The organism is Acinetobacter bereziniae (assembly GCF_016576965.1).
Taxonomy (GTDB): Bacteria; Pseudomonadota; Gammaproteobacteria; order Pseudomonadales; family Moraxellaceae; genus Acinetobacter; species Acinetobacter bereziniae.
On the sequence record NZ_CP066119.1, the window covers coordinates 792,897 to 816,681 of the forward strand.

Genomic DNA, 23,785 nt, shown 5'->3' on the forward strand with positions numbered 1-23,785 from the left:
TGACCTAAATCTGGCGAAAAAACAGTTCGCTGATTGATAATTGCAAAAGGGGCTATTTTCCCTGATTTTAGGGTTGAATACCAGTCATGTTATTTTTCATCATGTTAAAAATTGAAGATATGACTTGATTTATATGTATGCGAATAGATAGTTGCAGCTGTTTGTATTTTATTCTTTATAAAAGAAGCGGACTTTGGTCCACTTCTTTTAGGTTAACCGTCCGATTAATCTTTGGCTTTGCGCCCCATGACGATTAACCCAATAATCGCAAGAACTAAAATAAAAATGCCATAATGATTCCAAAAATTGCGTTGCATTTTATTTTCTTGGTAATCAGGATTTTTACTTAATGATGCAATCACATCTTCAGGTAATTCATAAAAAGTATCTGGTTCAGCATCAGTCATTCCAACCAGTGTACAATCCCATGTTCTCACATCTGCCCATAAAATTCCGAAGTGACTACATTTGTAGCCTACATTTAAGCTTTTGAGGTCTTCATATTGGCTGATGAGTTCTTGTGGAAATGCACCAACTTTAAACATTTCATCACCTGTATTGAAAACCAAGAGTCCTTTTGCTTGAGCAGGAGCTTGCCATATGAAACACAGACAGAACATCATGAATAGTTTTTTTAACATTGTATAACTCCAATCTTTAGATTGTTTTTTATAAGTTGATCGTTTTGTTCTAAAAATAGTCATTTTTTTAGCGGTTTGAAAAATATCAGAAAATGATCGAAATGTCATTTTTTAATCTAAAAATAGCTGTATTTATCTTCAAAGATGATGGAGATTTGCGAATGATGATTTATATTTTGGTTTTAAAATAAGTCTATTTGACGCATTCATAGTATAAAACGAAAATTCAAAAAAACCTTCTTAGCATTTATCTAAGAAGGCATATAAAAGGTTTGGGGGGATGTTGGTGACTAATTGAAATTTGGTTTGTAATCGAAGTTTTGAGTTACAACATTATCTGAAAATGGACGAATCGTCTTCTTCGCTAAAGTGATGGTGTTAATCATATTATTCGGGAAGATTTCGATAGTGTTGTTAAATTCTTCAACATTACGATTGAAGATTGTAATCGCTGCACCGACATTTTCATTTTGCTCTTGAATATCATCCATCATTTTTGCATACAGTGTATCAGCCTTAAGTTCAGGGTAATTTTCAACAACAACATTTAGGCTTTTCATTAAGTCTTGGTTGAGTTTTTCCACATGTTGTAATTGAGAAACATCAGTATTGTTTAAATTTAAATTCAAAATTTGCTGACGTAATTCAGTCACTTTTTCTAAGGTGGATTTTTCAAATTGAGTATATTGCGCCAGTGTCTGTTCTAAAGTCTCAAGCGTCTTTACTTTTTGACGTTCAAAATTCGCCACTTCGGCCCATGCACGTTGGGTTGCATTGAAATAACGCACAATATTATTTCTGACTAAAATGCCCCAAACGATAATGGCGATAAAAATCCCAATAAATATGATTAAACCCATTCTGATTATTCCTTATGATTTATGAAATCAAGTTTAGCATGCTCTGTTTGAATTTTTCATATTCAGGCATGGTTAATGTTCTTAAATGTCCACGTAGTGCCGAGATATCTTGAGGGCTTTGCTTTTTTCGAGCAATTCGAAATAAGTTTTGATCACCCATATAGCACAGCATATTTTCCTCAAAATGATAAACAATATCACCTGAATATTGTTGAAAAAAATCACTTAATTTTAAGGTAATACTTGGGCTGATGGTTCGTGCTAATTGATGTTGATTATAGCCAAAAATATATAAGTTTTGGTTCACCATAATATCGGCTGTTTTCCAGCGCTGTGTATACGGCGGTGTGAACTCATGATGTTTGTTGCTGGCAGCAAATCCAAGTGCAGGCATTTGAAAAATAAAAGCGCCCCATTGGTCTTTGTGAATTTCTCTGATTTTTTGCTTTTCACCTTGGCTATTTGGGAGTGAAAACTCATCAATATAATGATATTGAAACAACATCACATGATGTTCTTGTTCTCCATCAAACCAAACTGTAGAGGCAAATTGTTCGATTTCATTTGATACATTGCCTTGGGCAAAAAAAGGAAAGGTTTGTTTTAATCTGCTCATAACCAATAAGGTATTGCTTGTGGTCGAGATATGAGTTGGTGTTTTATTGAAATGCAAGTCATACCGCAACAACATTATTTTCTGCTCTAGAAAATTAATGACTTCGTCAATTGGGTCACTGGGCTCATAAATTAAATAGGCAGCAAAACAACATAATAATCCAGCTAAAAGCACCAGTGGATAGGGGATGAATGGATGAAAAAACCAGCCAATTAGCGAAGTTGCTATCCCCAAAATAAACAAAAATCGAGGAATTACATTATAGAAAAACAGATCTTTGCTTTCACCCCAGGGATGTAGACCATCTAAAATATCTTGTGCAGATTGAGCCTGTTGCCCAATCTCCCACAATCGAGCAATATTACGCATCACATGTTGATTTTTTCGAGTGCGGTAATGCAGTAATCGTTCAACGGTTTCTATAGGCATAATTGCTCATCATGATTTGGCCTTTCAGCAACTAAAATTTTAAATACTTTATCGATAATTATGCGATAAATCACATTAAATACCAATTAACTTATTTATTTTTAAAACTTATTTGTTTCAGTGTTAGGTTGAACTTCTTGCAATATTGTTATGAGTGATTGTTTAAGTTGCTCATAATCAGGCATGCCCATGCTTTCCAGTTGAGCTGCTAGGTCATGTACAGTCTGGACTTGATTCACTGGCAAATGCGGTTTGGTGATGTCAATCTTAAATAACCAACACAGTGCTGGGTGTTGTGGGTGAATGTAAAAATCACCTTTGAAATTCGACATCGCCTGATCAAGCATGAGTACATGATTGGGACTGAAAAATTTAGCCAAACGCATTTCGTTGGTTCCGCTGAGTTGATATTGATTGTCAAAACGAATATCGCCACTGGACCATTTCGTTCCAAGTCGGCACGCGCGGTTTTGTTTGGAAGAAATACTGATACCTTGGGTTGGAAAATTCTCAACAATGATTCCCCATAAATCGTAATGGCGATATTCAGTTTTTGTTTTACCATCCGAATCGCGAGTTTCAACTTCATCAACATAATGATAGTTAAACAACATATATGGATAGATGAAACCATTAATTTGCCAAGTGCCGTAAATGGTATTGCGAATTGAATTTTCATAGTCCCCTAAGCCAAATAATGGAAAATCATAAGGGGAGATAATTTTGTTATCGGTCTCGTTCGGAAAGAAGCGAATTTGATATTTTGCTTCTAAATTCTTTTGCTGGAGATAATCTATGAGTTGATTGAGTGGCTTGGTTGAAGTACGTTTATAAAAAGCAAAGGCAATACTGGCTATTGCAAATAAAAATAGAATTGGGTGAGTAAAAAAAGCCAAAATGGCAAAGCCTATACCCACACAGATAAAAAGCCAAAAGGTATAATTTTGAATAGACAGGCTTGGATCATCTTGCCAATGCTTTAACTTTTCGATCAAGTGCTCAAAATTTTCAGTTGAAGCTAATAATTGGTTGATTGAATCAATATTACTTTGGGTTTTACCATTATTGACATGTTGTTGACTAAACGCATTTTGAATTTTTGTCGGTAAATCATTCATCTTTATTCATTATTGTGACGAGTTTTTAGAAGCTTAATTGTAACGAAAAAATGATTTTAAATGCAAAGCATCCTTTGAATGAATACTTTGCAGGTCGTGCTGTAAATTATGGCGTAAACTATTCTGCTGTCATTTGTTCTGTATTTGCATTTTCAATCAGCATGGCATCGCCATAACTAAAGAACCGATATTTTTGCTCAACTGCATGTCTATAAGCATTTAAAATATTGTCTCGATTGGACAATGCAGCAACCAGCATTAACAGCGTTGATTCAGGCAAGTGGAAGTTAGTGATCAAGCGATCCACCACACAGAACTGATAGCCAGGATAGATAAAGATTTGGGTATCTCCTGTCCAAGCCGCAATTTTACCACCTGAAGCTTGTGCAGCACTTTCCAATGCACGTGTTGCTGTGGTCCCTACTGCAATGACTTTATTCCCACGTGCTTTGGTTTCTTGAATAAGTTTTGCGGTTGCCTCAGGTACATCACACCATTCACTGTGCATAATGTGATTTTCGATATTGTCTGTCCGCACAGGTAAAAATGTACCTGCACCGACATGTAAGGTCACAAAAGCTTGTTGGATACCTTTTTGTTTTAATTTTTCCAGCAAGCTTTGATCAAAGTGCAGACTTGCGGTCGGTGCTGCAACACTTGCTAACTTGGTTGGATCATTAAATACTGTTTGATAGCGTTCAGTATCGATCGCTTCAGCTTCTCGATTAAAATAAGGTGGTATAGGTAATTGCCCATACAAATCCAGAACCTGCAAAATTGGCTGAGAAAATTCGACAATAAATAAGTTTTCATGACGCCCTTGTACAGTGGCTTTAACACCATCTACACCAATAAATAGTTCAGCACCTGCTTTAGGTGAATTACTGGCTTTGATGTGACAATGTGCAATAGTTTGATCAAATATACGCTCCACCAAGACTTCAACTACACCTCCAGATGCTCGTTTACCTTTAAGGCGTGCCTTCATCACTTTGGTATCATTGAGTACCATCAAGTCACCTTCATCGAATAAATCTAATATATCGGTGAAACTGTGATCTTGATATGAGCCATCTGCATTGAGATGTAAAAGGCGAGAAGCGCTACGTGTTTCAAGCGGGTAGCGTGCGATAAGTTCATCGGGAAGTTCGAAACTAAAATCAGAGAGTTGCATCATGGGAAAGAAAAACTGACATTGGAGATTTAAAAACTGCGCTTAGTATAGTCTTTTTTCAAATTAAAGGCTGAAATTGGTGATTTATAATCCAAAAAAACCAGATATGCATTAATTTTATACAAATGTGAAAACTTGTCGTTGACAAGAAAATGAAACGCGCTATTATACGCACACAACCTCTCCCGAGGTGGTGAAATTGGTAGACGCGGTGGACTCAAAATCCACTGTCAGCGATGACGTGTCGGTTCGAGTCCGACCCTCGGGACCACAGATATAAAATTATATACCAACATATTGGTAAATAAGCTCCGAAAGCCCTGATAATTCAGGGCTTTGTTGTTTCTGCATGCTGTAATATACAAACATATACCACTATACAGCGTGAGATAATAAGGATACATTTGAGGATATATCCACTGCGGTCAACTTCCGTATCCTTATTCTGAGTGAAACCCTTATGGCAAAACAGATTAAGCCACTTTCTTCTACCCAGTGCGATGGGGCAAAACCAAAAGAAAAAGATTACAGTTTGTATGATGGGCAAGGACTCATATTATTTGTCCGTAAAAATGGTTCTAAAGTTTGGCGATTCAAATATAAACGCCCCAATGGTAAAGATGGATTAATGACACTGGGCAACTATCCAGCCCTTACTTTAAAAGAAGCTCGGGAACGTAGAGCCATTTATTTAAATCAATTAGCCAACGATATAGACCCAATCAATCAAATAAAAATTGAAGAAGCCAAGAATGGTGACGAGTTTAGCTTTGAACGTATTGCCCGAGATTGGCATGAGGCGTATGTAGCTACAGGCAAATGGAATCAAGCCACGGCGAAAAAAGCTCTTAGTAATTTTGAAATGTACGTTTTCCCTGTCATTGGCAATAAACCGATAGATTCAATTAAAACCCGAGATTTATACAATGTTCTGAGTAAGATTGAAGAAAAAGGATTTTTAGAAATCGTCAGTAAAACACGGCAAAGATTTTCAGGCATTTTCGCTTATGCCATTACTAAGGGATACATTGACCTTAGCCCAGCAGTAGCTTTGAGTGATGCAATTACGATTACAAGAAAGACAAAGCATTATCCTAAGTTGCCATTGATGCGTTTACCTCAATTTTTCAGTCGCTTAAGGAATGATGGAGGTAACCCAGTAACTAAACTTTGTTTAGAGTTTGCCTTGCATACTTTTGCCCGATCTAGTGAGCTACGCTTTGCACGCTGGAATGAGTTTGATTTTGATAAAAAGATATGGACCATACCGCCCACAAGAGAATTGATTGCTGGTTATAAAGATTCTCACAGAGGCGCAAAAATGAAAGAAAAACATTTTATTCCTTTGTCACCACAAGCCTTGAAGCTGATTAAAGAAACTCACGTATATAGCGGTATATCCTTAAATGTTTTCCCGAATAGCGTAGACATGGGCGGTTTTCTGAGTGAAAACACAGTCAATGACATGATTAGACGTATGGGTTATAGCACTCAAGATGATGTATGTATTCATGGCTTTAGGGGTATGGCGTGCGGTGCATTGATTGAAAGTACCTTATTTACTGAGGATGCAGTCGAAAAACAAATGAGCCATCAAGAACGTAACGGCGTTAGATTGGCTTATATGCACCATGCGGAATTTATGGAAGAACGTAGAATGATGCTTTGCTGGTGGAGTGACTACCTCGAAGCCAACCAAGAGAAATTTATAAGCCCAATGGAGTTTAGCCTTACTTTAATTGAGCAAGCTAAACAAGGCATAATTAATATTAAATATGCAAAATTAATTAAGCTAAAATTAGCCGAAATGACAAATTCATTCATTGCTTAATTGGCATTGGCGAAATCATTTTTAATTTGTGATTTTTACCAAAATTCTAATTTTTCTATTTTACGGATATGGGCTTTTTTTGAGTGTTACAGGTGTTACTAGGTTACATCGTTGTTTTATAATGATTTAATTTTAAAAAGCTGTAACACTTTTTATTTTATAGGTTACAACTTTGTTTTTATTGAATTATTTTAAAATAATTCATCACTTGTTTTGAGCTGTAACCATCTTTATTTCTGCATTTTGAAGCCTAAATTAAATAGAAATATTGGTTTAATATATTGTTTTATATATTTAATTTTATAATTTATGGTTGTAACCATTTTTGTAACCTATTTTTTATGAAAATTGATTGAGTTACAGATAAATTTTTATGTCATTCAATAGAATGGTTTTGATACATTGGCGATAAAATTTATAAAAAAAATTATCATAATTGACTTTAATGACAGGTTTTTAAGGCGTGTGCTTTAGCCTTGATTTTCATGAATTGTATGAATTTGTTGCAAATGAATAATCCAGTATGACATGCCAACATATAGCACTATATGGATAACTGTTTTATGATGTGTACTTGATCACGTACATATCATAGGTGGCACATGAAAATCACAACAGCAACCGAAGCAAGAGCCAATTTTAAGACTGTTTTAGATCAGACTATTGATGATGCAGACATTACGATTATTCACCGCCGTGACGGTGAAAATGCCGTGTTAATGAGTGAATCTCAATACAACAGCATCATGGAAACTTTACATTTGTTGTCTACTCCAGCGAATGCCCGAGCTTTAGAGCGTGCGATTGCTCAAGATAAGGCGAATCACGGCGTAAAGCGTGAATTGCTGGATGCTGAATAATGAGCCTAAGTATCGTTTTTGTGCCTGATGCTTGGGACGATTATGTCTATTGGCAAGGGCAAGATAAGAAAACTTTAAAACGGATAAATGTGTTAATTCAGGCAATGTGTAGAACACCTTTTGAGGGCATTGGCAAACCTGAACCGTTAAAAGAGAATTTAACTGGTTACTGGAGTAGGCGTATAGCGGACGATCACCGCCTTGTTTACCGTGTAACTGATACAGAAATTGTGATTATTGCGTGCCGTTATCATTATGGCGATTGAGTGGAATTAATTTAATGAGCCTAATAGATCATATTTTATATGAAGAAAACTATTTTATTAAAATAAGTGAAGCGATTGATTTAATTGAACAATGTGTAAATGAACCACCTAGTAAAATTGCTATTTATCTAGCTAGCAATTTATTTCATGTCTTTGTACCGATGTATAGTAAAAATAACTTTGCTCAATTTTACTTGGATGATAGTTGGGTATACGAGCCGAATGTGATAAAAACATCCGTTTGTATAAATACCAACAAAGCCTTAGAGGGTTTATCGCGAATAACTGATCTAAAAGGAAATGGATTGCTCCGAGTTCCAGCTCCCTTATCAGGTAATTATTGGCTAAGACATGATTTCTTTAATAACGATGCTATTCTGGCGTTAGGAATCATGGATAGTTTACTTGAATTGCAAACAGATAATATTTATTTAGATGCTAGAAAAACAGAGGCTGAAAGAATTTCTAAAGTTAGAAAAATACAGCAAGAATTGGAACTAGAAAAAATTTCAAAGGGAAATGAAAAAGCAAAGAAAAATGAAAATTTAAGTACAAGGGAGCGTAACAATGCTTTGAAAATAATCGCAGCTTTAACAAGAATGGCGAACCTCCCTCAAGATCAACCATTTGTTGCTTTTAATATGCTAGAAGTATTTGCAACTCAGAATGATCTTGAAATCCCAAGTAAAGATACTGTAGCTAGATGGCTTAAAGATGCTAACAGTGAAAACTAATCACTTTCATTCTAACTAGGTTCTAACTAGAACAACACTTTAAAAAACAATAACAAAATAGCCCCTATCAGCTTTGCAATGTCATGCAATAGCAAACCATGTAACACAATGATAGGGGCATTTTATGCAAGACTTTAATTCACCAACTCAAACAACACCACTACGAGTATCTCAAAAAACCGTATGTCAAATGCTAGACCTGACTGCAGAGGGACTACGTAAACTTATCTTAAAAGACCCTAGTTTTCCTCGCAAAATCAAGATTGGAACTCTACGTCAAAGCCCAGCCTATTTTGACTATGCTGAATTAGTGCAATGGCATAACAACCAAAAGCAAGTCAATGAAACCCAGTCGGTTTAATGGGGAGAATTGGTCATGACTGAACTTGTTAAAACCACATTGACAGAAAAACACGGCATAACTGAATTTTATCGTATGAAAGACCTAGCCACTATTCCCTATCGTCCCCCACGTATTCACCAATATAAATCGGGTATCAACAAAGGCAAAACCCGAGTGATTGGAGAACGTCAAGCCAGTAAAGGCTTAATTGGAGTATCTGAGAAAACATTATGGGAATGGGTGCGTAAAGGTGAATTTCCTTTGCCATTGAAATTAAGCCCAACCATTACCGTATGGCGTGCAACAGATATAGCCGAATGGATGAAATCCAAAGAAATGGAGGCTTAATCATGAAAAATGAAACGCCTAAAGAAATTAAATACAGTCAAATCAATATCGGAGATAAATTTCAGGCTAAAGCCTATATTTATTTAACAAGGGCTATTTCACATATTGCCAATCTTGGGCATAAATCTGAATTTGCTTGGTTAATCAGTTATAAAACCATACCCGATGAATCACATTCAGCCTTTGCCCACCAAGAATATGCTTTATTTAACCCTGAATTAAATTATATTCAAGACGGCTTTATTTTTAGCAATGGCAAACGAATAGCGATAGAAATAACGGCTTACATCCCTATTTATAATACTGAAACTCTGATGGATTGGCGAAATACTCAAGGGCATTACAAACTCGAAAAATCCTTTATTCTGCCATTAGGTGTGATTAAAACAGTCATCAACTATGCGGAATACGCACAAGACCATCATGATTATATTCATTTGGGATATACGCTCAATAAAAACCCACAACATAACAGCCCTTGTATCGGTGTGAATGGTTATTTATTCAATTTAATCACTCATTGCATGCGAGCAGATGCAAGGAAATACAGTATTCAAGGGCAAGACAGCATTGCTTTGCATTTAAGAGCCATTAAACGGCTGAATCAAGCAGTCAAAGCCCATGCAGAAAATGGAGGGCTTTTTTAATGCTTTTCATATCATTACTGCAAAATTACATTGCAAACCAAGTTAAAGATTTATATCCTAAATATGTTCAATGCAAAATCATTGAATTAGCTTTGGTCGGCTATTTTGTAAAAGGCGCACAGTCTGCTTATCGGGCTTTTTTTGTGCGTAATATCTCTATGCGTTCGCATTTTATGGCGAAGTTGGAGAGGGACACGTTTACGTGTGCAGGCTTCCTTTTACACCTGTCGACCAACCCTTTTCAGCTTTGCCACCCTCATTTGGTCGTGAATGGTAAAGCTCCAAACTTTGTAAAAGGAGCGCATTAATCATGCCTAATCAAAATACAATTTCAAAAGATTATTCAATAGACCTCATTGATTTAGCAATAGAAGCTAAAGGCAATATTGACCATCTTTCATTTTTATTTGATGAAATACAAGAACGTATTTACCAACTTAAAAATCAGATTAAAAATGGTTTTTCTCTAAAGGTTGAACATTTTGATGAAATGGAAAAGCTCATCAATATTTCAAGTGAGCTTGCCCACGTTTATAAAACTCGTTTTGTAGACATAGAAAAAGAATATGGGGGCGAATAAATGAAAAAAGCGCACCCTACGCTAGGGAAATACCAAAATAAACAGCATAGCAACCGCACCGAAAAGCCAAAGAAATTTGGCTTAAATCGGGCATTACTTCCTGACCCTATCGAATATCTCACCGCTAGAGGCTACGCCGTGAAAGGTCGTGGCGAATGGCGAGAAATGATTTGCCCATTTCATGATGACAGCACCCCAAGCCTACGCATAAACAGCCATAAAGGTTGTTTTAAGTGTATGGCGTGCGAAGCCAAAGGCGGTGATCTGATTGCATTTCACCAATTGCTAACAGGCAAGTCTTTTATTGAAGCATGTAAAGACTTGGGTGCATGGGAGAATCACGAATGAGCGAATTTTTAGATTATCAAGAAGTCGAAGAACAAGCCTTTATTCATGCTCAAAAGTTGGCAGAACGTGAAGTAAAAAACGGCTATCAGTTTGAGTATCTTTTTAGTTATACCGATGGTTACGGTATGCCAGTCTATTGGAAAGTTAGAGCTAAAAATTACCATACTGGTGATAAGTGGATACGCATTTTCTCCAGCGGTGAACGTGGTTTTAAACTGAGTGACCCGAATTTCACTGAGCTGTACCCAATCGGACAAGGTAAGAAACCGTTATATGCCCTTGAACAGGTATTAAATATTGCAGAAAAACAGCCGATTTATATTGTTGAGGGTGAACAGAAAGCCGATTTTCTCAATTCACTGAGTTTAACTGCAACTACATGTGGAGGCAGTGGCAACACGGATAAAACCGATCTGAAACCACTTGCCAATCATGCCATTGTTATATGGGCAGACAATGACAAAGCTGGAACAAAGTTTTTCAATGAAATTGCCCAGCAACTTGATTCATTGGGCTGTGATATTCGCTATATCGTTTTGGATGGGCTGAATTTACCCGAAAAAGGCGATGTGATGGATTGGGTAGAGTTACGCAAGCAACAAGGACTAGACACTACAGCAAGCGATATTACAACCCTAACAACAGCACAGTATCAGCCACCATCACCAAGCAATAATTTACCTGATGGGATGCTTGCCGAGCCTATGGAGTGGGAAAACGGTAGTTTTGAAATCCATGATAAAGGCGTGTTCTATATTGAAAAGCTGAAAAATGGCGAATATCGAGAACGCTTTATTTCCAGTCCAATTTTAGTGACAGCCAAAACCCGAGATAATACCAGTAACAACTGGGGGCGATTATTGCAGTGGCAAGATGATGCTTTTATTCACCATAACTGGGCTGTACCAAACGAGCTATTTCAAGGTGACGGTACAGAATCACGAAAAGCCCTATCCAATCAAGGCGTGATCATTACCCCTGACCGCAGAGGCAGAGAGCTTTTTCAAATCTATTTGATGAGTTACCCAGTCGATAAATTTGCCTTGTGTGTGGATAGTGTTGGTTGGCATGGTCATCGTTATGTATTACCGACTGAAACCTACAGCAACCCAAGCACAAAGCATGACGAAGTTATTGTTTATCAGCGTACTGATGGACTAGATAACCGCTTTCAGTTTAAAGGTGAGCTAGAAACGTGGAAAAATGGCGTAAGCCTACTACTGGAGAGCCATTCTAAACTTGTATTTAGTGTGGCGTGTGCCTTTGCAGGGCAATTACTTGAGCCATTGAATCAGCAAGGTGGTGGCTTTCATATCAATGGTACATCGTCCAAAGGTAAAAGCACGGCTATTTACCTTGCATGTAGTGTATGGGGACACCCTAAAGAGTATTACCGTACTTGGCGATCTACAGGCAACGCCCTAGAACAAACCGCCTTTATGCACAATGATGGTTTTCTTGTATTGGATGAAATTGGCGAAGCCAGCGCAAAAGACATAGGACAAACTGTGTATATGCTTGCCAATGGTCAAGGTAAAGCACGTATGGCACGTACAGCCATTGCCAAAGCTCCACAGCAATGGCGTGTTTTGTTCCTATCCAGTGGCGAAAAAACTTTTAAAGAGATTTTAAACGAGATCGGGCAAACGGCTAAACTTGGGCAAGAAATCCGATTGCCTGAAATCAGTTTAGATACGTGTGAATATGGCGTATTTGATCTTGTGGACTTTGCCCCCGATGCTTCACAGCAAGCCAATTTACTCTATGAAAATTCACTTAATGCCTATGGTGTAGCTGGTAAAGCATGGCTTGAATATTTGACCAATGATAAAGGTCAAGTGACTGAAATGGCTTTAAAACTGTACCAACAATATAAAGCAAAATTAACTCCCGACAATGCACAAGGTCATATTGCTCGAGTGGCTTCACGTTTTGCCGTGGTTGCCGTGGCTGGAGAGTTGGCAACACAAGCCAATATCACAGGCTGGAAAAAAGGCAGAGCTTTAGAGGCTGTAAACAGTGTATTTAAAACATGGTTGAATAGCTTTGAAATGGTCGGGGACTTTGAAGATCGGCAAATACTCCAGCAAGTCAGAGCATTTTTTGAGGCAAATGGAAATAGCCGTTTTGATACCTTGATCGAGGGGAATAAGCGTGCCAGTTTTGGCAATCAAGACCATGCAGATGATGAAACTACCGATACCAAGAGCTTTAGAGAAAAAACCATATATCGAGTGGGCTATAAGGTAGTCAATGCTCAACTGCGTGAAACCTTGCGTTATTTGTTCTTTAAAGAACAATTTAAACAGGAACTTTGTACTGGTTTTGAGCCTAAAAAAGTGGCTAAAGTGCTGAAAAAACACGGCTGGTTAGATTGTGCCAATGGCAAAACAACCAAACAGGAACGTACACCCGAAAGTAAAAATCCAGTGTGGTTATATGTGTTCAATACTTCCATGTTTAGTTATGACATTGAGAAAGCCACCAACCCATATACGGATGATGTGAACACAGGCACAAGCATCGACATTTAACACAATTACAGGCTGTACGAGCATTTAACGCCGTGCAGCCTTTTTATTGGTGATCTTAAAATGAATATTTCACAGTTAATTTGCCAAGCGGTACGGCACTATGGCGCAAGCATTGAGTTAATCAATCATCAAACTTTACGTTTAAATCAAGCTGATGACCTACCACAGCAATGCACAGACCTTGTACGCAAATACAAAGTCCAATTGATACGCCATTTACAACTACAATCATGCTATGAATTATTGGAGTATATTCAGCAAGAGGGTGCAGAAATAGAGCTATTAGACAGCAAAAATATACGCTTACACCATGCGGAACGTATTACAGATAAAGAAATACAGCAAGTTAGGCAATTTAAAGCGAACATTATTGAAATACTAAGCCATTCCAAAGAATTTAATCCTGAAACATTGGATATTGCAATCCAGCAAGAAGTTATTCAAACCTATTTTGATCGGTTGGAACGTCACCGCAGTAACTTGCGTAAAATTAATAGCCGTGTCGAAAATGCCCTTGTGAAGCCTGAGCATGTACGGCAAGACCTGATTCAAAAGTTTGCATTAAGCCAAGATCAAGCCCAGCACTACATCAATATACTTATGGAGCAACGCATCTTTAAATATGACAGCAATTTTAGATTCTATTTGTTCCCAAACTTTGAACATTCAGCCTTGACCGCTTTTCAATATCACAATAGCTTTGCCTAAGCCAATAATATCAACACTATTTAAAATTTGCGCCGTGAGGTGGCAAGGGCGAGGTTACTTATTCCGAAATTTCGGCACTGTTTTGTAATGTAGTTTATAAGCCTAATTATGCCAGCCATGAAAGCACATCAAATTTATTCAGAATCGCCAAAATATAAATAATTCAGCCTGAATCACTTCAATGTTTATTTACTTTTACCTCAAATAGGAATTTTTTTATAAATGAGAAAGGTGGGCGGTGTCCACCTATAGCGAGTTTTAAAGATTTTCACTCCCCCCATGCCCTGAATCGTACTCTATGTAACAGCATTCAATGATGAAATTTGTTACAGATAAACCGATATAAAACAATGTTGTAACCTATGTAACACTTGTAACCACTCATAAGTAGTGGTTATGGATATAGAGATAAATACAACAATAATTAATAAGAAATAAGCGATATAACATATTGATATATATAATATTAATTGAAATAAAATAGTTTTATATCATATTAATAATAATTTATAGCTGAATAATAAAAAGTTAATATAAAACAGTCTTGTACCCTATGTAACACCTGTAACATCACTAAAATTGGTCATTTTGAAAATTGGCAAAACATGCCAATTTTTTATAGTTTTCATATTTTTGCACCACATAGAAACACTAAAACTATACCCCCTCCCTCCGACTTTTGACCAAGAGAAAATTTGATGGGGGGACGGTCTTTAAATGGGTATACCTTTTGGACTTTTGACCCCATATCCCCTTGATCGGTCAAGCCAATAGGTGATATGGGTAATTGCACTACAGTGAAAAATTTTGGAAAGAAATTCTCCCTTGCCAAAGGGAACTCACGGCAAAACTAATAAATTTATGCATTTTAAAATTTGGCTTGGATGAAGTTTAAGTTATAGAATTAAAAAAAAATTTTTGAGAGAAGTTTATGAAGCGTCCAGTCATGTCATTTGGTTTTCAGGAAAAATCACCATTATCTTATCCTGAATATGAAATTTGGAGTGTGAAACAAAAGCAGGTCTATTATTTAATTACTCATATGAAAGGATATGACCATTTACCAATAGCAACATTACACCATATCGCATTTCATTATGGAGACTTCATGGATATTGATAAATTTGCTGAATTTTTTATAAATTTTTGGAATACAGTAGGTCGGTATTTGGAACTGGATATTTTTGATTCAGTAGATGAAATGTTCATTGATTGGGTAAAAATAATGAGATATGAAAGATTTTGTAATGAGATGAGTATGTGTCATTCGACTTATGAAAAGTTTTTATTTCAACCTGAATAAAAACATTAAAACCTATCTTTAGACTATACCCAAAAGATAATTTGATAATTATCTTTTATTAGCTATCATTTAACTTATTTACTTAGTTAAATGATAGTTTTATCATAAGTCATATTAAATGATAGCTATATGATAAAGGCTGATGATATGACAATAAGAATATATGTAAGAGCAAGTACCAAAGATCAAGATGCAGAACGAGCATTGAGTGATCTAATTTCATTCAGTCAAAGCTATGGCGATCAATACAACACGTATATAGAAAACTATTCAGGTACAAAGTTGGAACGTCCAGCATTAAACCAATTACTTGCAGAGGCAAATAAGGGTGACATTCTTTTAGTTGAAAGTGTGGATAGACTGAGCCGACTGTCACAGAATGATTTTGCAATTCTAAAAGATAAGATCAAGGCTAAAGGTTTACGCTTGATCGTTGCCGATCTACCGACCACACATACAAGCAATGATGGTATGACTGGCGAGATATTGAATGTCATTAATGCCATGCTTATTGATCTACTAGCGACAATGGCGAAGCTAGATAATGACAAACGCAAAGAACGGATTAAGCAAGGATTGGCACGTTCGGGATATGTGCCTACAGGCAAAAAAGCGGATACTATTAAACATGTTAGAATTAAAGAGTTAAACCATAAAGGCTTAACAAAGGAAGAAATAGCTAAAGCTGTTGGCTGTGGTGTAGCGACTGTATATAGGGTTTTAAAGGGGTGATGGATGAATATTTGTAGTTTTGATTTTGATTTAGCATCTAAATTTATTCCACTAATAACGCCAATAGTTGCCATTTTCATATTTAGGAAATGGAAAAAGCAAAAAGGAAGCGAAGTTATTGCTAATGAGTCCAAAGAAGCAATAAAAGATTTACTTGAGCTTTCTGTAATAAATCACAATATTGTATATGAAGGTTCAAAAAGCAAGGCTGAGTTAGAATCTAAATTATTAAAATTTAAAGAAATATCAGAAAAAGCTCACAGAGCTATGTTGTTTCTTAATACTGATCAGAAAATAGTAAAATTAGGTCAATTATTGCCTAATTATTTTGTATACACAGAGAGTGTATACCACCCTATGAAGTCTGTTATTGGTAATTCCGATGAAATGCAAATAGTGAAATTTATGCAATTAGAAGCGACAAAGCAAAATGCTTTAAGATTGAATGAATGTATTACGAATTTAATCAATGTCTTACACCCATATTCAGTATATGAAAAAACCATCTAAAAGGATTTAGATCACTTGGAATTTCATAATGTTGGATAAAAAATTGTTATTTTATGGTATTTAATAATAAGGATATGCTTAAGGATATAATTCTATTGATGTAAATATAAGTTATTTATATCAATGTTTTATTGATATAACCGAGTCCGACCCTCGGACCACTTATTTAAGCAATAAGTTATATTAAAATAATTTTTATAAACAATTAAAATTTTGTGGTTTTTTCTAAATTTACAACTCTCTTGTAGACAAATGCTAATATTTCCATATCTATTATCTTCAAATGTTCTGAATGGTCGGTATTTGCATGGCTACCTATGAAGTTTCTAAATCTTTTGTTGATAAAGTTGAGTTTGGAAAAACAGGTCAATAAGCCGATCATGATTCTTCTTTAGTAGGTTCTGCTCTTCGTTTTACCCAGAAATCGAAAGCGTATATTGCAGAACGCCGCAAAAACAGAAAAAATTATCGTATTGAGATTGGTAAACATTTTGGTCCATACTGGCTATATTAGAGGCAGTTTATTGAATAAAGCATTTTTTGATAAATTGGGTTTATCTTCAAATTAGTTGAAATTTTACTTATGAAATACCAACCGCCTTATAGCATCACATCCAAAATCATTCATCTGATTGCGCAGATTAGTGAGAATATAGGGCGTTTGACTGTTTTAGAAGAAATCCAAGATAGTCTAAAATTAAGGAAAGCTAATCGTATCCGCACTATTCAAGGTTCATTGGCAATAGAGGGAAATACGCTCAGTACAGAACAAATCACAGCGATCCTTAATGGTAAAACAGTAATTGCGCCTCCAAAAGAAGTGCAAGAAGTGCGTAATGCTATCAAAGCCTATGAAGGCTTTCAGCAATGGCAACCGGGTCACGAAGTAGACTTATTAGAAGCACACCAAATTTTAATGACGGGCTTGATCGATGAAGTCGGTCAATATCGTCATGGTGGTGTCGGTGTAATGTCAGGCGATCAAGTTGTGCATATGGCGCCTCCTACCAATCAGATCAATCGACTGATGGCTGATTTACTCGATTGGTTGAATGATAGTGAAATACACCCATTGATTCAAAGTTCAGTATTCCACTATGAATTTGAATTTATTCATCCATTTTCAGATGGTAATGGGCGGATGGGGCGACTATGGCAAACACTGATACTGAGTAGATGGAATCCTATCTTTGTCAATATCCCAGTTGAAAGTCTGATCTATCAAAATCAAAAAGCCTACTATGAGGCTTTACAAGCAAGTACTGATCGGGCTGATTCAGCGCCATTTATCGAATTCATTTTACAGATGATTTTAGATGCAATCCTTAGTTCAAATGACACCGCTCAAGATAGCGATCATGCTACCGCTCAAGCTGATGCAGAAGCTCGTTTAGAACGTAGCGATCAAGTAGAACGTTTAATTTCAGTAATGAAACAAGAAGACTATACGTTGATTGAGTTGATGCAATTGGTGGGGTTAACGCATCGAGCAACTTTTCAAAAGAATTATCTCAATCCCGCGATAGAGGCGGGTTTGGTTGATCGTACTATTCCTGACAAGCCGAAAAGCCCAAAACAGAGGTATCGTAAAATTCTATGATGAACACCGTAGTTATTGTTAACAACTAAAGGTAGGCATAAAGTCTACAAAAAATTCTGTAGCTTTTCTGTAGACAGCTAGATTATTTTTTCGTGACTTGAGCTGTTTTGAATTATCAGTACTTATCGGTAACCCCCCTCAAAATAATTGAACTCAAAAGTAGAAAACCGAAGGAAAGTTCCCACGATTTGATTAAGATATGACTCTTGAGCAAACTGGAGAACTTTCTTTTCTACTATGATCGTATGATTAGATTGAAAATAATAACCAAGTAAATTAAAAATTATAGAAGAATAATAAATTTAACATTTTATGGGTCGGTTTATTATCAGCTATTGATAAGGATTGCATATTTCCGTTAATAAATGGATCATTTTTTCCAAAAATATATTCTGTTGCAAAAGAGAACTTTTTCACATCAAGTTGCGCTCCAATCGTATGACGTGTTGAGTCTTTATAATCATCAATATTTTTATTATATAGCGAATAAGTCGCATACGGTGTTAGATTAAAACGACCATTTGGATCTTTATAAGCATAATTAATATCGATGGCATAGAAATCAGCATCATTCGCAACATAATAATTAGTATCAAATGCTCCCATGACGGAATAATTAGGTTGTAATAGATCTTTGTTTTTAATTTTGTTCCTACCAGTCGTTAATGTTAAATTAAAGTTATTATAATGAGCACGAGAGAAAATAGCCCAACTATTACGATGCCCTGTCTGATTATTGGTTTTATTATCCAACTGTGAATACCAATAAGAGCCTCCTGCGCTTAGATTCAGTCCGTCAATCCATTGAGGTAATTTTTGATCGATACGTGAAACGAGCATATTTTTTTCTTGCAAGCGGGTTTCATTCGGATCATTGGGATTGACATAACTGGCAGAATAGCGTGCAGCATTTTTACTATCTCCTACATAACTTCCCGCATCACGGACGAAATAGGCGAGGTCGATTGTCGTATCATCAGAGAGCTGAGTATTGAAGTTCACGCCCAAATGGTGAATATCTGATAAACCTGAAGTCACAGTAATGTCTCCAAACCAATTGGTTGACCAGCCACGACCAGGTCCGAAAGGTACATCCTGTATCCCAATAGTTATACGATTACTTGGATTAATCTTATAGCCAAGATTGGCATTGACCAAAGAAGAAAAATCACAGATTTCATCAAATTGATAAAAACGATATTCAAAATTACCAAAGAATTGGGTTGCGTCATATTGAATGGCTAATTTTGCTGCATCAAATTTGAGCTTATGTTCATCATTCGAATAGTTTTTATCCTGAATATTGGCACGTAGCCATCCTGAAAATGTAAGTGCCCCAAGATTAGATTGGGGATCTCCGATTTGAGAGGAAGCTTGTGTCATCTGAGGATAAAATATAGATAATAGGGTCAAGTTTATAGCTAAGTATTTGAATTTAAACATTGATATCTTCCTTGATATTGATTTACTGAATTTATTTTTTTGTGCTCCAGACTGAAGCTTGAAAATATATTTGTTATGAATTTCTATATGGAGAAATTTAGAACATGGATTTTCTTTGATTTATTAATAGCAAAACACGAAAAGAAAAAGAATATTGCATGCATTAAATGTCTACGAAAATAAGTCGTAAAGACATTCCCTTTTTTCGTTTGTAGGTCAGAATCAGTAAAAACATACTAAATTAGTTTATTGAAATTGATAGTTTTGTGAATCGATCAATTATCTACAGTTATAAAATGGAGTGTACTGTAGTCGTTTATTAGAATTTTTCTAAATTTAATATATGGATCAATAAACAATTAAAATTTATAAGGAAGGATTCAATGGAACAACATGACAATATATCTAATCGTAGTGATACGGACAATAAATTATGCCACAGTTTATCAAGCCGACAGGTGGGTATGATAACAATTGGTGGAATTATTGGTGCAGGTCTATTTATTGCATCAGCATCAGCCATTAATACGATTGGTCCCACGATATTATTTTCTTACATGATTGTAGGTATTCTAGTATTCTTAGTGATGCGTATGTTGGGTGAAATGGCAGTGCTACATCCAGACTCAGGCTCATTTTCAGTTTATGCTGAAAAAACATTAGGACATTGGGCTGGTTTTACCACAGGTTGGTTATACTGGTGGTTTTGGATGTTAGTTGTTGCTTTTGAAGCAATAATGGGGGCAAATATATTAGTTGCTTATTTTCCTGATGTACATCCCGCTATTTTTGCTTTTAGTATTCTTTTAATCTTAACCTTGACAAATCTTTTCGACGTAAAAAAATTTGGTGAGTTTGAATTTTGGTTTGCTTTAACTAAAGTTGCTGCCATAGTTATTTTCATTGTTATATGTGTTTCAGCAATTTTGGGTTATTGGTCATTAAATCCAAATATTAGTGGTATTGCTAATTTATATCAGCATGGCGGACTATTTCCTCATGGCTATGGGGCTATTCTGTCTGGGATATTAATTGTGATGTTTTCATTCTTTGGTGTGGAAATGTTGTCAATTGCTGCTGCAGAGGCAAAACATCCAGGCAAGGAAATTCGCCGTTCAACCAATCTGGTGATTTATCGTATTGCAATATTCTATGTACTTTCCATTTTTCTAGTGCTGTGTATCGTGCCATGGACAGATAAAGGGTTACAGGAAATGGGAACGTTTCAGTATGTTCTGCATGTTCTAAATGTGCCGGGTTCAAAACTCATCATGGATCTGGTTGTTTTCGTTTCGGTAAGCAGTGTTTTAAATACAGGCACCTACATAAGTTCTCGTATGTTGTTTTCTTTAGCAAGTCGTGGAGATGCACCTAAAATTTGCGCTAATGTAACCCAGGCAGGTGTACCACGAACAGCAGTTATCGTCACCACCATTTTCTCAATCATTTGTTTAGGACTTAATTATTATGCTTCTGAGGGATTGTTTTTCTTCTTTTTATCTACCTTAGGCGCAATTAGCTTACTCATTTATTTAATTATCGCGTTATCTCAATTAAAAATGCGTAAATCATTAGACAAACAAGGTATTAAGCTTGATTTTAAAATGTGGTGTTTTCCATATTTGACTTATGTTGTCATTGCTTTAATTACACTCACATTGGGATATATGTTTGTGAATGAAAAGTATCAGTACGAAACCATAGTCACTTTGGTTTTGGCAATTGGTACAGTGAGTGCTAGTTTCATTGTTAAATTCATAAAGAATAAATCGAATTCTTAAATATACGAGACAACTGTCAAAAAGAATTCTTTAATCAAATGAGTTCGAGCTCTTGTGGAGCTCGAATGTTATGAATGCTCTGAGGAGTTAAGGACACTATGTTGCGTGCTTATGCTGCACTTGTCTTACTGGGTATCATTTGGGGAAGCAATTTCATCTATATGAAATGGGCGACCGCTTTAATTTCTCCAGCTCAGACGGTATTCATGCGGATTTTCTTTGCTTTCATCCCTCTTTTAATCGTTGCTTTGTATACAGGAAGTATTTCATTGAAGCAACTACGTTATCTAAAGCATTTTGTGGTCATGTCTGTTTTAGCAGCGATCCTTTATTACTATGGTATTGTTGCTGGAACGGCATTATTACCAAGTAGTATCGCTGGATTATTAAGTGGAATTATTCCTATTTTTACTTTACTTGCAACACTCATTTTTTTGCGTGAAGATCGATTGTCACTAGGCGTCATTATGGGTATTGCGCTCAGTTTTTCGGGGATTATTTTAAGTGCTCGTCCGTGGGAAAGTTCTGAATTTATTTCATTAATGGGAATATTCTGGGTAATGGTCGGATCTTTGAGCTTCGGTATCTCATTTGTTTATGCCCGATATTATCTTTTGCCATTAGAGATACCATCCATTGCACTTGCAACTTGGCAATTAGGTATAGCAGTACTGATACTTATTTTATTCATTGATTTTAAAGGTATTACAACAATATATTCTGATAGACATGTACTTTTAGGTACTATTATTGGGCTAGGTGTAATGGGTACGGGAGGAGCCTTTCTTTTGTATTATTACATTATTCAAAAATTAGGAGCAGTGAAAGCTTCAGTTGCAACATATATAGCACCTGTCATTGCTGTGATTATTGGTGCTGTAATGGGGGAAAATGTAACAGCAATTGAGTGGTTCGCGCTCACACTTATTATCGGAGGAGTAATTGTCATCCAAACTACAAAGCTAGGTTAAGATGATTGTTGTTAAAAAGGACAGCGAAAAGATGAAAAATATCTGCTTGATTGGGTATTTTTTGAATTTTTATTTTTTACTGAATGGGTTAAATTGAAATTCGTATTATTGAGTCAGTGATCTAAAGGTATTTGGTCAAAGCAATGATATGGCAGACTAAAAAACAAGTAACTTTCAATGGATTTGGGCACTCTTCAATATTAAAAAAAGGAATTTAAAAAATGCATAAAATGACATCCAGAACTTTTCCATCGACGACATCATTACGATGCTTTGAAGCTTCTGCTCGATTTCTAAGTTTTACCAAAGCTGCTCAAGTCCTCCACATGACTCAAAGTGCTGTAAGTAAACAAGTTATCCATTTAGAGGATAGCCTTAACACGACTTTATTTGACCGTTCTTTAAAGGGTTTAAATCTTACTCCTTCAGGTAAAATATTCCTAGCAGAAGCCCAAAAGATACTCAATCAAATCGAAATCTCTGTTTTAAATATATTGGCACATGGGAGTGAAGCAGAGACGGTGAATATCGCTGTTCACCCTACGTTATGCGCGAGATGGTTGATTAAAGCATTAAAAGGATTTGGAAAATCTCATCCCAATATACATCTCGATGTTCAAGAACAAATTCATGATTCGGAAATTGAAAATTTACAAGCAGATATTGCCTTTTTATATGGTGAAGGCGTCTGGAGGGATATGACCAGCATCAAATTATTTGAAGAGCAGTGTGTAGCCGTATGTTCTCCTGAAATTACACAAACGCCTTTTAATAGTTTAGAAGACTTTCATTGTCATGTTTTAATTCAATGTCGATCACGTCCTAGAGCATGGGATGAATATTTTCAAATGCAAGAGTTCGTAAATGAACACCCATTTATTGGTCCAAGATTTGATACTTTTTATTCATGTATTAATGCGGCAATAATAGGTTGTGGTGTTGCACTTATTCCCAAATTTTTGATTGAAGAAGAGTTATTAACTCAAAAATTAATCTTGGCTTGGCCTTATGAATTAAATAATACCAAAGCTTATTATATGACTTATCCAACATCGATGGCGAAAACGCCAAAAGTCGTGACAATTACACAATGGATTCAAGATCATTTAAATTAATGTTAACCTGAGTTCGATAAAAATTCTTGATGAAATGTGATACTCGGAAACGTCATCTGCAACTGTTTGAGGCAGGGTTACTTCTATAAAGTATTGTTTCTGCGACTGATTAAATATGTTGCTGGTGGTTGACGAGTTTTGCGGGTGACAATGGTTTTGCCTACTTTTCCCGAAAGAAAAGTAGGGCGAGCCGCAGGCTGATCCTGAAATTGGGTGAAAACTCAGCAAGACTCCGCCGAGACTTATTGTTTTTCAATGAGTTGAAGATGTATTTGCATCGAACTCACGTTCAT

At 36.1% G+C, this 23,785-nt stretch carries 25 protein-coding genes and 1 tRNA gene; 20 read left to right on the top strand and 6 right to left on the bottom strand.

The window, feature by feature from the left end; genetic code table 11:
- Positions 1-224: 224 nt before the first annotated feature.
- From I9192_RS03700 to queA, 5 genes are all read right to left on the bottom strand, one after another.
- A complete protein-coding gene (locus I9192_RS03700) occupies positions 225-641 on the bottom strand; it encodes a hypothetical protein (RefSeq protein ID WP_004827746.1) in 417 nt (138 codons plus the stop codon).
- A gap of 290 nt (positions 642-931) precedes the next feature.
- On the bottom strand, positions 932-1,501 hold the full coding sequence (locus I9192_RS03705; RefSeq protein WP_005030971.1) for a LemA family protein: 570 nt from the start codon (positions 1,499-1,501) through the stop codon (positions 932-934).
- A 19-nt stretch (positions 1,502-1,520) separates the two neighbouring features.
- On the bottom strand, positions 1,521-2,546 hold the full coding sequence (locus I9192_RS03710; protein ID WP_005030970.1) for a membrane protein: 1,026 nt from the start codon (positions 2,544-2,546) through the stop codon (positions 1,521-1,523).
- Positions 2,547-2,647: 101 nt separating this feature from the next.
- Entirely contained in the window at positions 2,648-3,664 is a 1,017-nt protein-coding gene (locus tag I9192_RS03715) for a hypothetical protein (protein ID WP_005030968.1), read from the bottom strand.
- A gap of 118 nt (positions 3,665-3,782) precedes the next feature.
- Entirely contained in the window at positions 3,783-4,838 is a 1,056-nt protein-coding gene (queA, locus tag I9192_RS03720) for a tRNA preQ1(34) S-adenosylmethionine ribosyltransferase-isomerase QueA (RefSeq protein WP_034715030.1), read from the bottom strand.
- A gap of 184 nt (positions 4,839-5,022) precedes the next feature.
- Between queA and I9192_RS03725 the strand changes: the two genes are divergently transcribed.
- From I9192_RS03725 to I9192_RS03805, 17 genes are all read left to right on the top strand, one after another.
- Positions 5,023-5,109 (top strand) — tRNA-Leu (locus tag I9192_RS03725).
- Between the two features lie 189 nt (positions 5,110-5,298).
- Positions 5,299-6,669 carry a tyrosine-type recombinase/integrase gene (locus I9192_RS03730; RefSeq protein ID WP_200150099.1) on the top strand — a complete coding sequence of 457 codons (1,371 nt, stop codon included), beginning with the start codon at positions 5,299-5,301 and terminating at the stop codon, positions 6,667-6,669.
- A gap of 602 nt (positions 6,670-7,271) precedes the next feature.
- Positions 7,272-7,529: a type II toxin-antitoxin system Phd/YefM family antitoxin gene (locus I9192_RS03735; protein WP_200150100.1), complete on the top strand. Its 258-nt coding sequence runs from the start codon at positions 7,272-7,274 to the stop codon at positions 7,527-7,529.
- On the top strand, positions 7,529-7,795 hold the full coding sequence (locus I9192_RS03740; RefSeq protein WP_200150101.1) for a Txe/YoeB family addiction module toxin: 267 nt from the start codon (positions 7,529-7,531) through the stop codon (positions 7,793-7,795). Before I9192_RS03735 ends, I9192_RS03740 begins: the two co-directional genes overlap by 1 nt.
- Before the next feature lie 14 nt (positions 7,796-7,809).
- Positions 7,810-8,529, top strand: coding sequence for a hypothetical protein (locus I9192_RS03745; protein WP_200150102.1), 720 nt, complete (start codon positions 7,810-7,812; stop codon positions 8,527-8,529).
- 124 nt (positions 8,530-8,653) lie between these two features.
- The gene (locus tag I9192_RS03750) at positions 8,654-8,890 is read left to right on the top strand and encodes a transcriptional regulator (RefSeq protein ID WP_200150103.1); all 237 of its coding nucleotides are present in this window, start codon (positions 8,654-8,656) and stop codon (positions 8,888-8,890) included.
- Between the two features lie 15 nt (positions 8,891-8,905).
- The gene (locus I9192_RS03755; protein ID WP_200150104.1) at positions 8,906-9,220 is read left to right on the top strand and encodes a helix-turn-helix transcriptional regulator; all 315 of its coding nucleotides are present in this window, start codon (positions 8,906-8,908) and stop codon (positions 9,218-9,220) included.
- 2 nt (positions 9,221-9,222) lie between these two features.
- Entirely contained in the window at positions 9,223-9,867 is a 645-nt protein-coding gene (locus tag I9192_RS03760; protein WP_200150105.1) for a hypothetical protein, read from the top strand.
- Entirely contained in the window at positions 9,867-10,175 is a 309-nt protein-coding gene (locus I9192_RS03765) for a hypothetical protein (RefSeq protein ID WP_200150106.1), read from the top strand. The genes I9192_RS03760 and I9192_RS03765 overlap by 1 nt, the downstream gene beginning before the upstream one ends.
- Before the next feature lie 2 nt (positions 10,176-10,177).
- The gene (locus tag I9192_RS03770) at positions 10,178-10,447 is read left to right on the top strand and encodes a hypothetical protein (protein WP_200150107.1); all 270 of its coding nucleotides are present in this window, start codon (positions 10,178-10,180) and stop codon (positions 10,445-10,447) included.
- Positions 10,448-10,795 (top strand): CHC2 zinc finger domain-containing protein, encoded by a 348-nt coding sequence (locus I9192_RS03775; RefSeq protein WP_200150108.1) that lies wholly within the window; start codon positions 10,448-10,450, stop codon positions 10,793-10,795.
- Positions 10,792-13,329, top strand: coding sequence for a DUF927 domain-containing protein (locus tag I9192_RS03780; protein WP_200150109.1), 2,538 nt, complete (start codon positions 10,792-10,794; stop codon positions 13,327-13,329). Before I9192_RS03775 ends, I9192_RS03780 begins: the two co-directional genes overlap by 4 nt.
- A 60-nt stretch (positions 13,330-13,389) precedes the next feature.
- Entirely contained in the window at positions 13,390-14,037 is a 648-nt protein-coding gene (locus tag I9192_RS03785) for a hypothetical protein (protein ID WP_200150110.1), read from the top strand.
- A gap of 931 nt (positions 14,038-14,968) precedes the next feature.
- Positions 14,969-15,340: a hypothetical protein gene (locus I9192_RS03790; protein ID WP_200150111.1), complete on the top strand. Its 372-nt coding sequence runs from the start codon at positions 14,969-14,971 to the stop codon at positions 15,338-15,340.
- Between the two features lie 147 nt (positions 15,341-15,487).
- Positions 15,488-16,072 (top strand): recombinase family protein, encoded by a 585-nt coding sequence (locus tag I9192_RS03795; protein WP_200150112.1) that lies wholly within the window; start codon positions 15,488-15,490, stop codon positions 16,070-16,072.
- 3 nt (positions 16,073-16,075) lie between these two features.
- Complete coding sequence (locus I9192_RS03800; RefSeq protein WP_200150113.1) at positions 16,076-16,582, top strand: hypothetical protein; 507 nt, start codon at positions 16,076-16,078, stop codon at positions 16,580-16,582.
- Positions 16,583-17,165: 583 nt separating this feature from the next.
- On the top strand, positions 17,166-18,182 hold the full coding sequence (locus tag I9192_RS03805) for a Fic family protein (RefSeq protein WP_005030966.1): 1,017 nt from the start codon (positions 17,166-17,168) through the stop codon (positions 18,180-18,182).
- Between the two features lie 276 nt (positions 18,183-18,458).
- On the opposite strand, the gene I9192_RS03810 is transcribed toward I9192_RS03805, so the two are convergent.
- Positions 18,459-19,565: a hypothetical protein gene (locus I9192_RS03810; protein WP_228289332.1), complete on the bottom strand. Its 1,107-nt coding sequence runs from the start codon at positions 19,563-19,565 to the stop codon at positions 18,459-18,461.
- Positions 19,566-20,008: 443 nt separating this feature from the next.
- On the opposite strand from I9192_RS03810, the gene I9192_RS03815 reads away from it, so the two are divergent.
- From I9192_RS03815 to I9192_RS03825, 3 genes are all read left to right on the top strand, one after another.
- Positions 20,009-21,406, top strand: coding sequence for an amino acid permease (locus tag I9192_RS03815; protein WP_005030964.1), 1,398 nt, complete (start codon positions 20,009-20,011; stop codon positions 21,404-21,406).
- 98 nt (positions 21,407-21,504) lie between these two features.
- Positions 21,505-22,377, top strand: a complete 873-nt coding sequence (locus I9192_RS03820; RefSeq protein WP_005030963.1) for a DMT family transporter — start codon at positions 21,505-21,507, stop codon at positions 22,375-22,377.
- Between the two features lie 221 nt (positions 22,378-22,598).
- Complete coding sequence (locus I9192_RS03825; RefSeq protein WP_005030962.1) at positions 22,599-23,492, top strand: LysR substrate-binding domain-containing protein; 894 nt, start codon at positions 22,599-22,601, stop codon at positions 23,490-23,492.
- The last annotated feature ends 293 nt before the right edge of the window (positions 23,493-23,785 follow it).

Excerpts from the sequence above, each read along its gene's own strand:
- I9192_RS03780 (WP_200150109.1), top strand. The coding sequence starts at position 10,792 with ATGAGCGAATTTTTAGATTATCAAGAAGTCGAAGAACAAGCCTTTATT.
- I9192_RS03775 (WP_200150108.1), top strand. The coding sequence starts at position 10,448 with ATGAAAAAAGCGCACCCTACGCTAGGGAAATACCAAAATAAACAGCAT.
- I9192_RS03750 (WP_200150103.1), top strand. The coding sequence starts at position 8,654 with ATGCAAGACTTTAATTCACCAACTCAAACAACACCACTACGAGTATCT.
- I9192_RS03740 (WP_200150101.1), top strand. The coding sequence starts at position 7,529 with ATGAGCCTAAGTATCGTTTTTGTGCCTGATGCTTGGGACGATTATGTC.
- I9192_RS03815 (WP_005030964.1), top strand. The coding sequence starts at position 20,009 with ATGGAACAACATGACAATATATCTAATCGTAGTGATACGGACAATAAA.
- I9192_RS03820 (WP_005030963.1), top strand. The coding sequence starts at position 21,505 with ATGTTGCGTGCTTATGCTGCACTTGTCTTACTGGGTATCATTTGGGGA.
- I9192_RS03745 (WP_200150102.1), top strand. The coding sequence starts at position 7,810 with ATGAGCCTAATAGATCATATTTTATATGAAGAAAACTATTTTATTAAA.
- I9192_RS03795 (WP_200150112.1), top strand. The coding sequence starts at position 15,488 with ATGACAATAAGAATATATGTAAGAGCAAGTACCAAAGATCAAGATGCA.
- I9192_RS03730 (WP_200150099.1), top strand. The coding sequence starts at position 5,299 with ATGGCAAAACAGATTAAGCCACTTTCTTCTACCCAGTGCGATGGGGCA.
- I9192_RS03770 (WP_200150107.1), top strand. The coding sequence starts at position 10,178 with ATGCCTAATCAAAATACAATTTCAAAAGATTATTCAATAGACCTCATT.
- I9192_RS03735 (WP_200150100.1), top strand. The coding sequence starts at position 7,272 with ATGAAAATCACAACAGCAACCGAAGCAAGAGCCAATTTTAAGACTGTT.
- queA (WP_034715030.1), bottom strand. The coding sequence starts at position 4,838 with ATGCAACTCTCTGATTTTAGTTTCGAACTTCCCGATGAACTTATCGCA.
- I9192_RS03715 (WP_005030968.1), bottom strand. The coding sequence starts at position 3,664 with ATGAATGATTTACCGACAAAAATTCAAAATGCGTTTAGTCAACAACAT.
- I9192_RS03710 (WP_005030970.1), bottom strand. The coding sequence starts at position 2,546 with ATGCCTATAGAAACCGTTGAACGATTACTGCATTACCGCACTCGAAAA.
- I9192_RS03760 (WP_200150105.1), top strand. The coding sequence starts at position 9,223 with ATGAAAAATGAAACGCCTAAAGAAATTAAATACAGTCAAATCAATATC.
- I9192_RS03800 (WP_200150113.1), top strand. The coding sequence starts at position 16,076 with ATGAATATTTGTAGTTTTGATTTTGATTTAGCATCTAAATTTATTCCA.
- I9192_RS03810 (WP_228289332.1), bottom strand. The coding sequence starts at position 19,565 with ATGACACAAGCTTCCTCTCAAATCGGAGATCCCCAATCTAATCTTGGG.
- I9192_RS03765 (WP_200150106.1), top strand. The coding sequence starts at position 9,867 with ATGCTTTTCATATCATTACTGCAAAATTACATTGCAAACCAAGTTAAA.
- I9192_RS03700 (WP_004827746.1), bottom strand. The coding sequence starts at position 641 with ATGTTAAAAAAACTATTCATGATGTTCTGTCTGTGTTTCATATGGCAA.
- I9192_RS03825 (WP_005030962.1), top strand. The coding sequence starts at position 22,599 with ATGCATAAAATGACATCCAGAACTTTTCCATCGACGACATCATTACGA.
- I9192_RS03805 (WP_005030966.1), top strand. The coding sequence starts at position 17,166 with ATGAAATACCAACCGCCTTATAGCATCACATCCAAAATCATTCATCTG.
- I9192_RS03790 (WP_200150111.1), top strand. The coding sequence starts at position 14,969 with ATGAAGCGTCCAGTCATGTCATTTGGTTTTCAGGAAAAATCACCATTA.
- I9192_RS03785 (WP_200150110.1), top strand. The coding sequence starts at position 13,390 with ATGAATATTTCACAGTTAATTTGCCAAGCGGTACGGCACTATGGCGCA.
- I9192_RS03755 (WP_200150104.1), top strand. The coding sequence starts at position 8,906 with ATGACTGAACTTGTTAAAACCACATTGACAGAAAAACACGGCATAACT.
- I9192_RS03705 (WP_005030971.1), bottom strand. The coding sequence starts at position 1,501 with ATGGGTTTAATCATATTTATTGGGATTTTTATCGCCATTATCGTTTGG.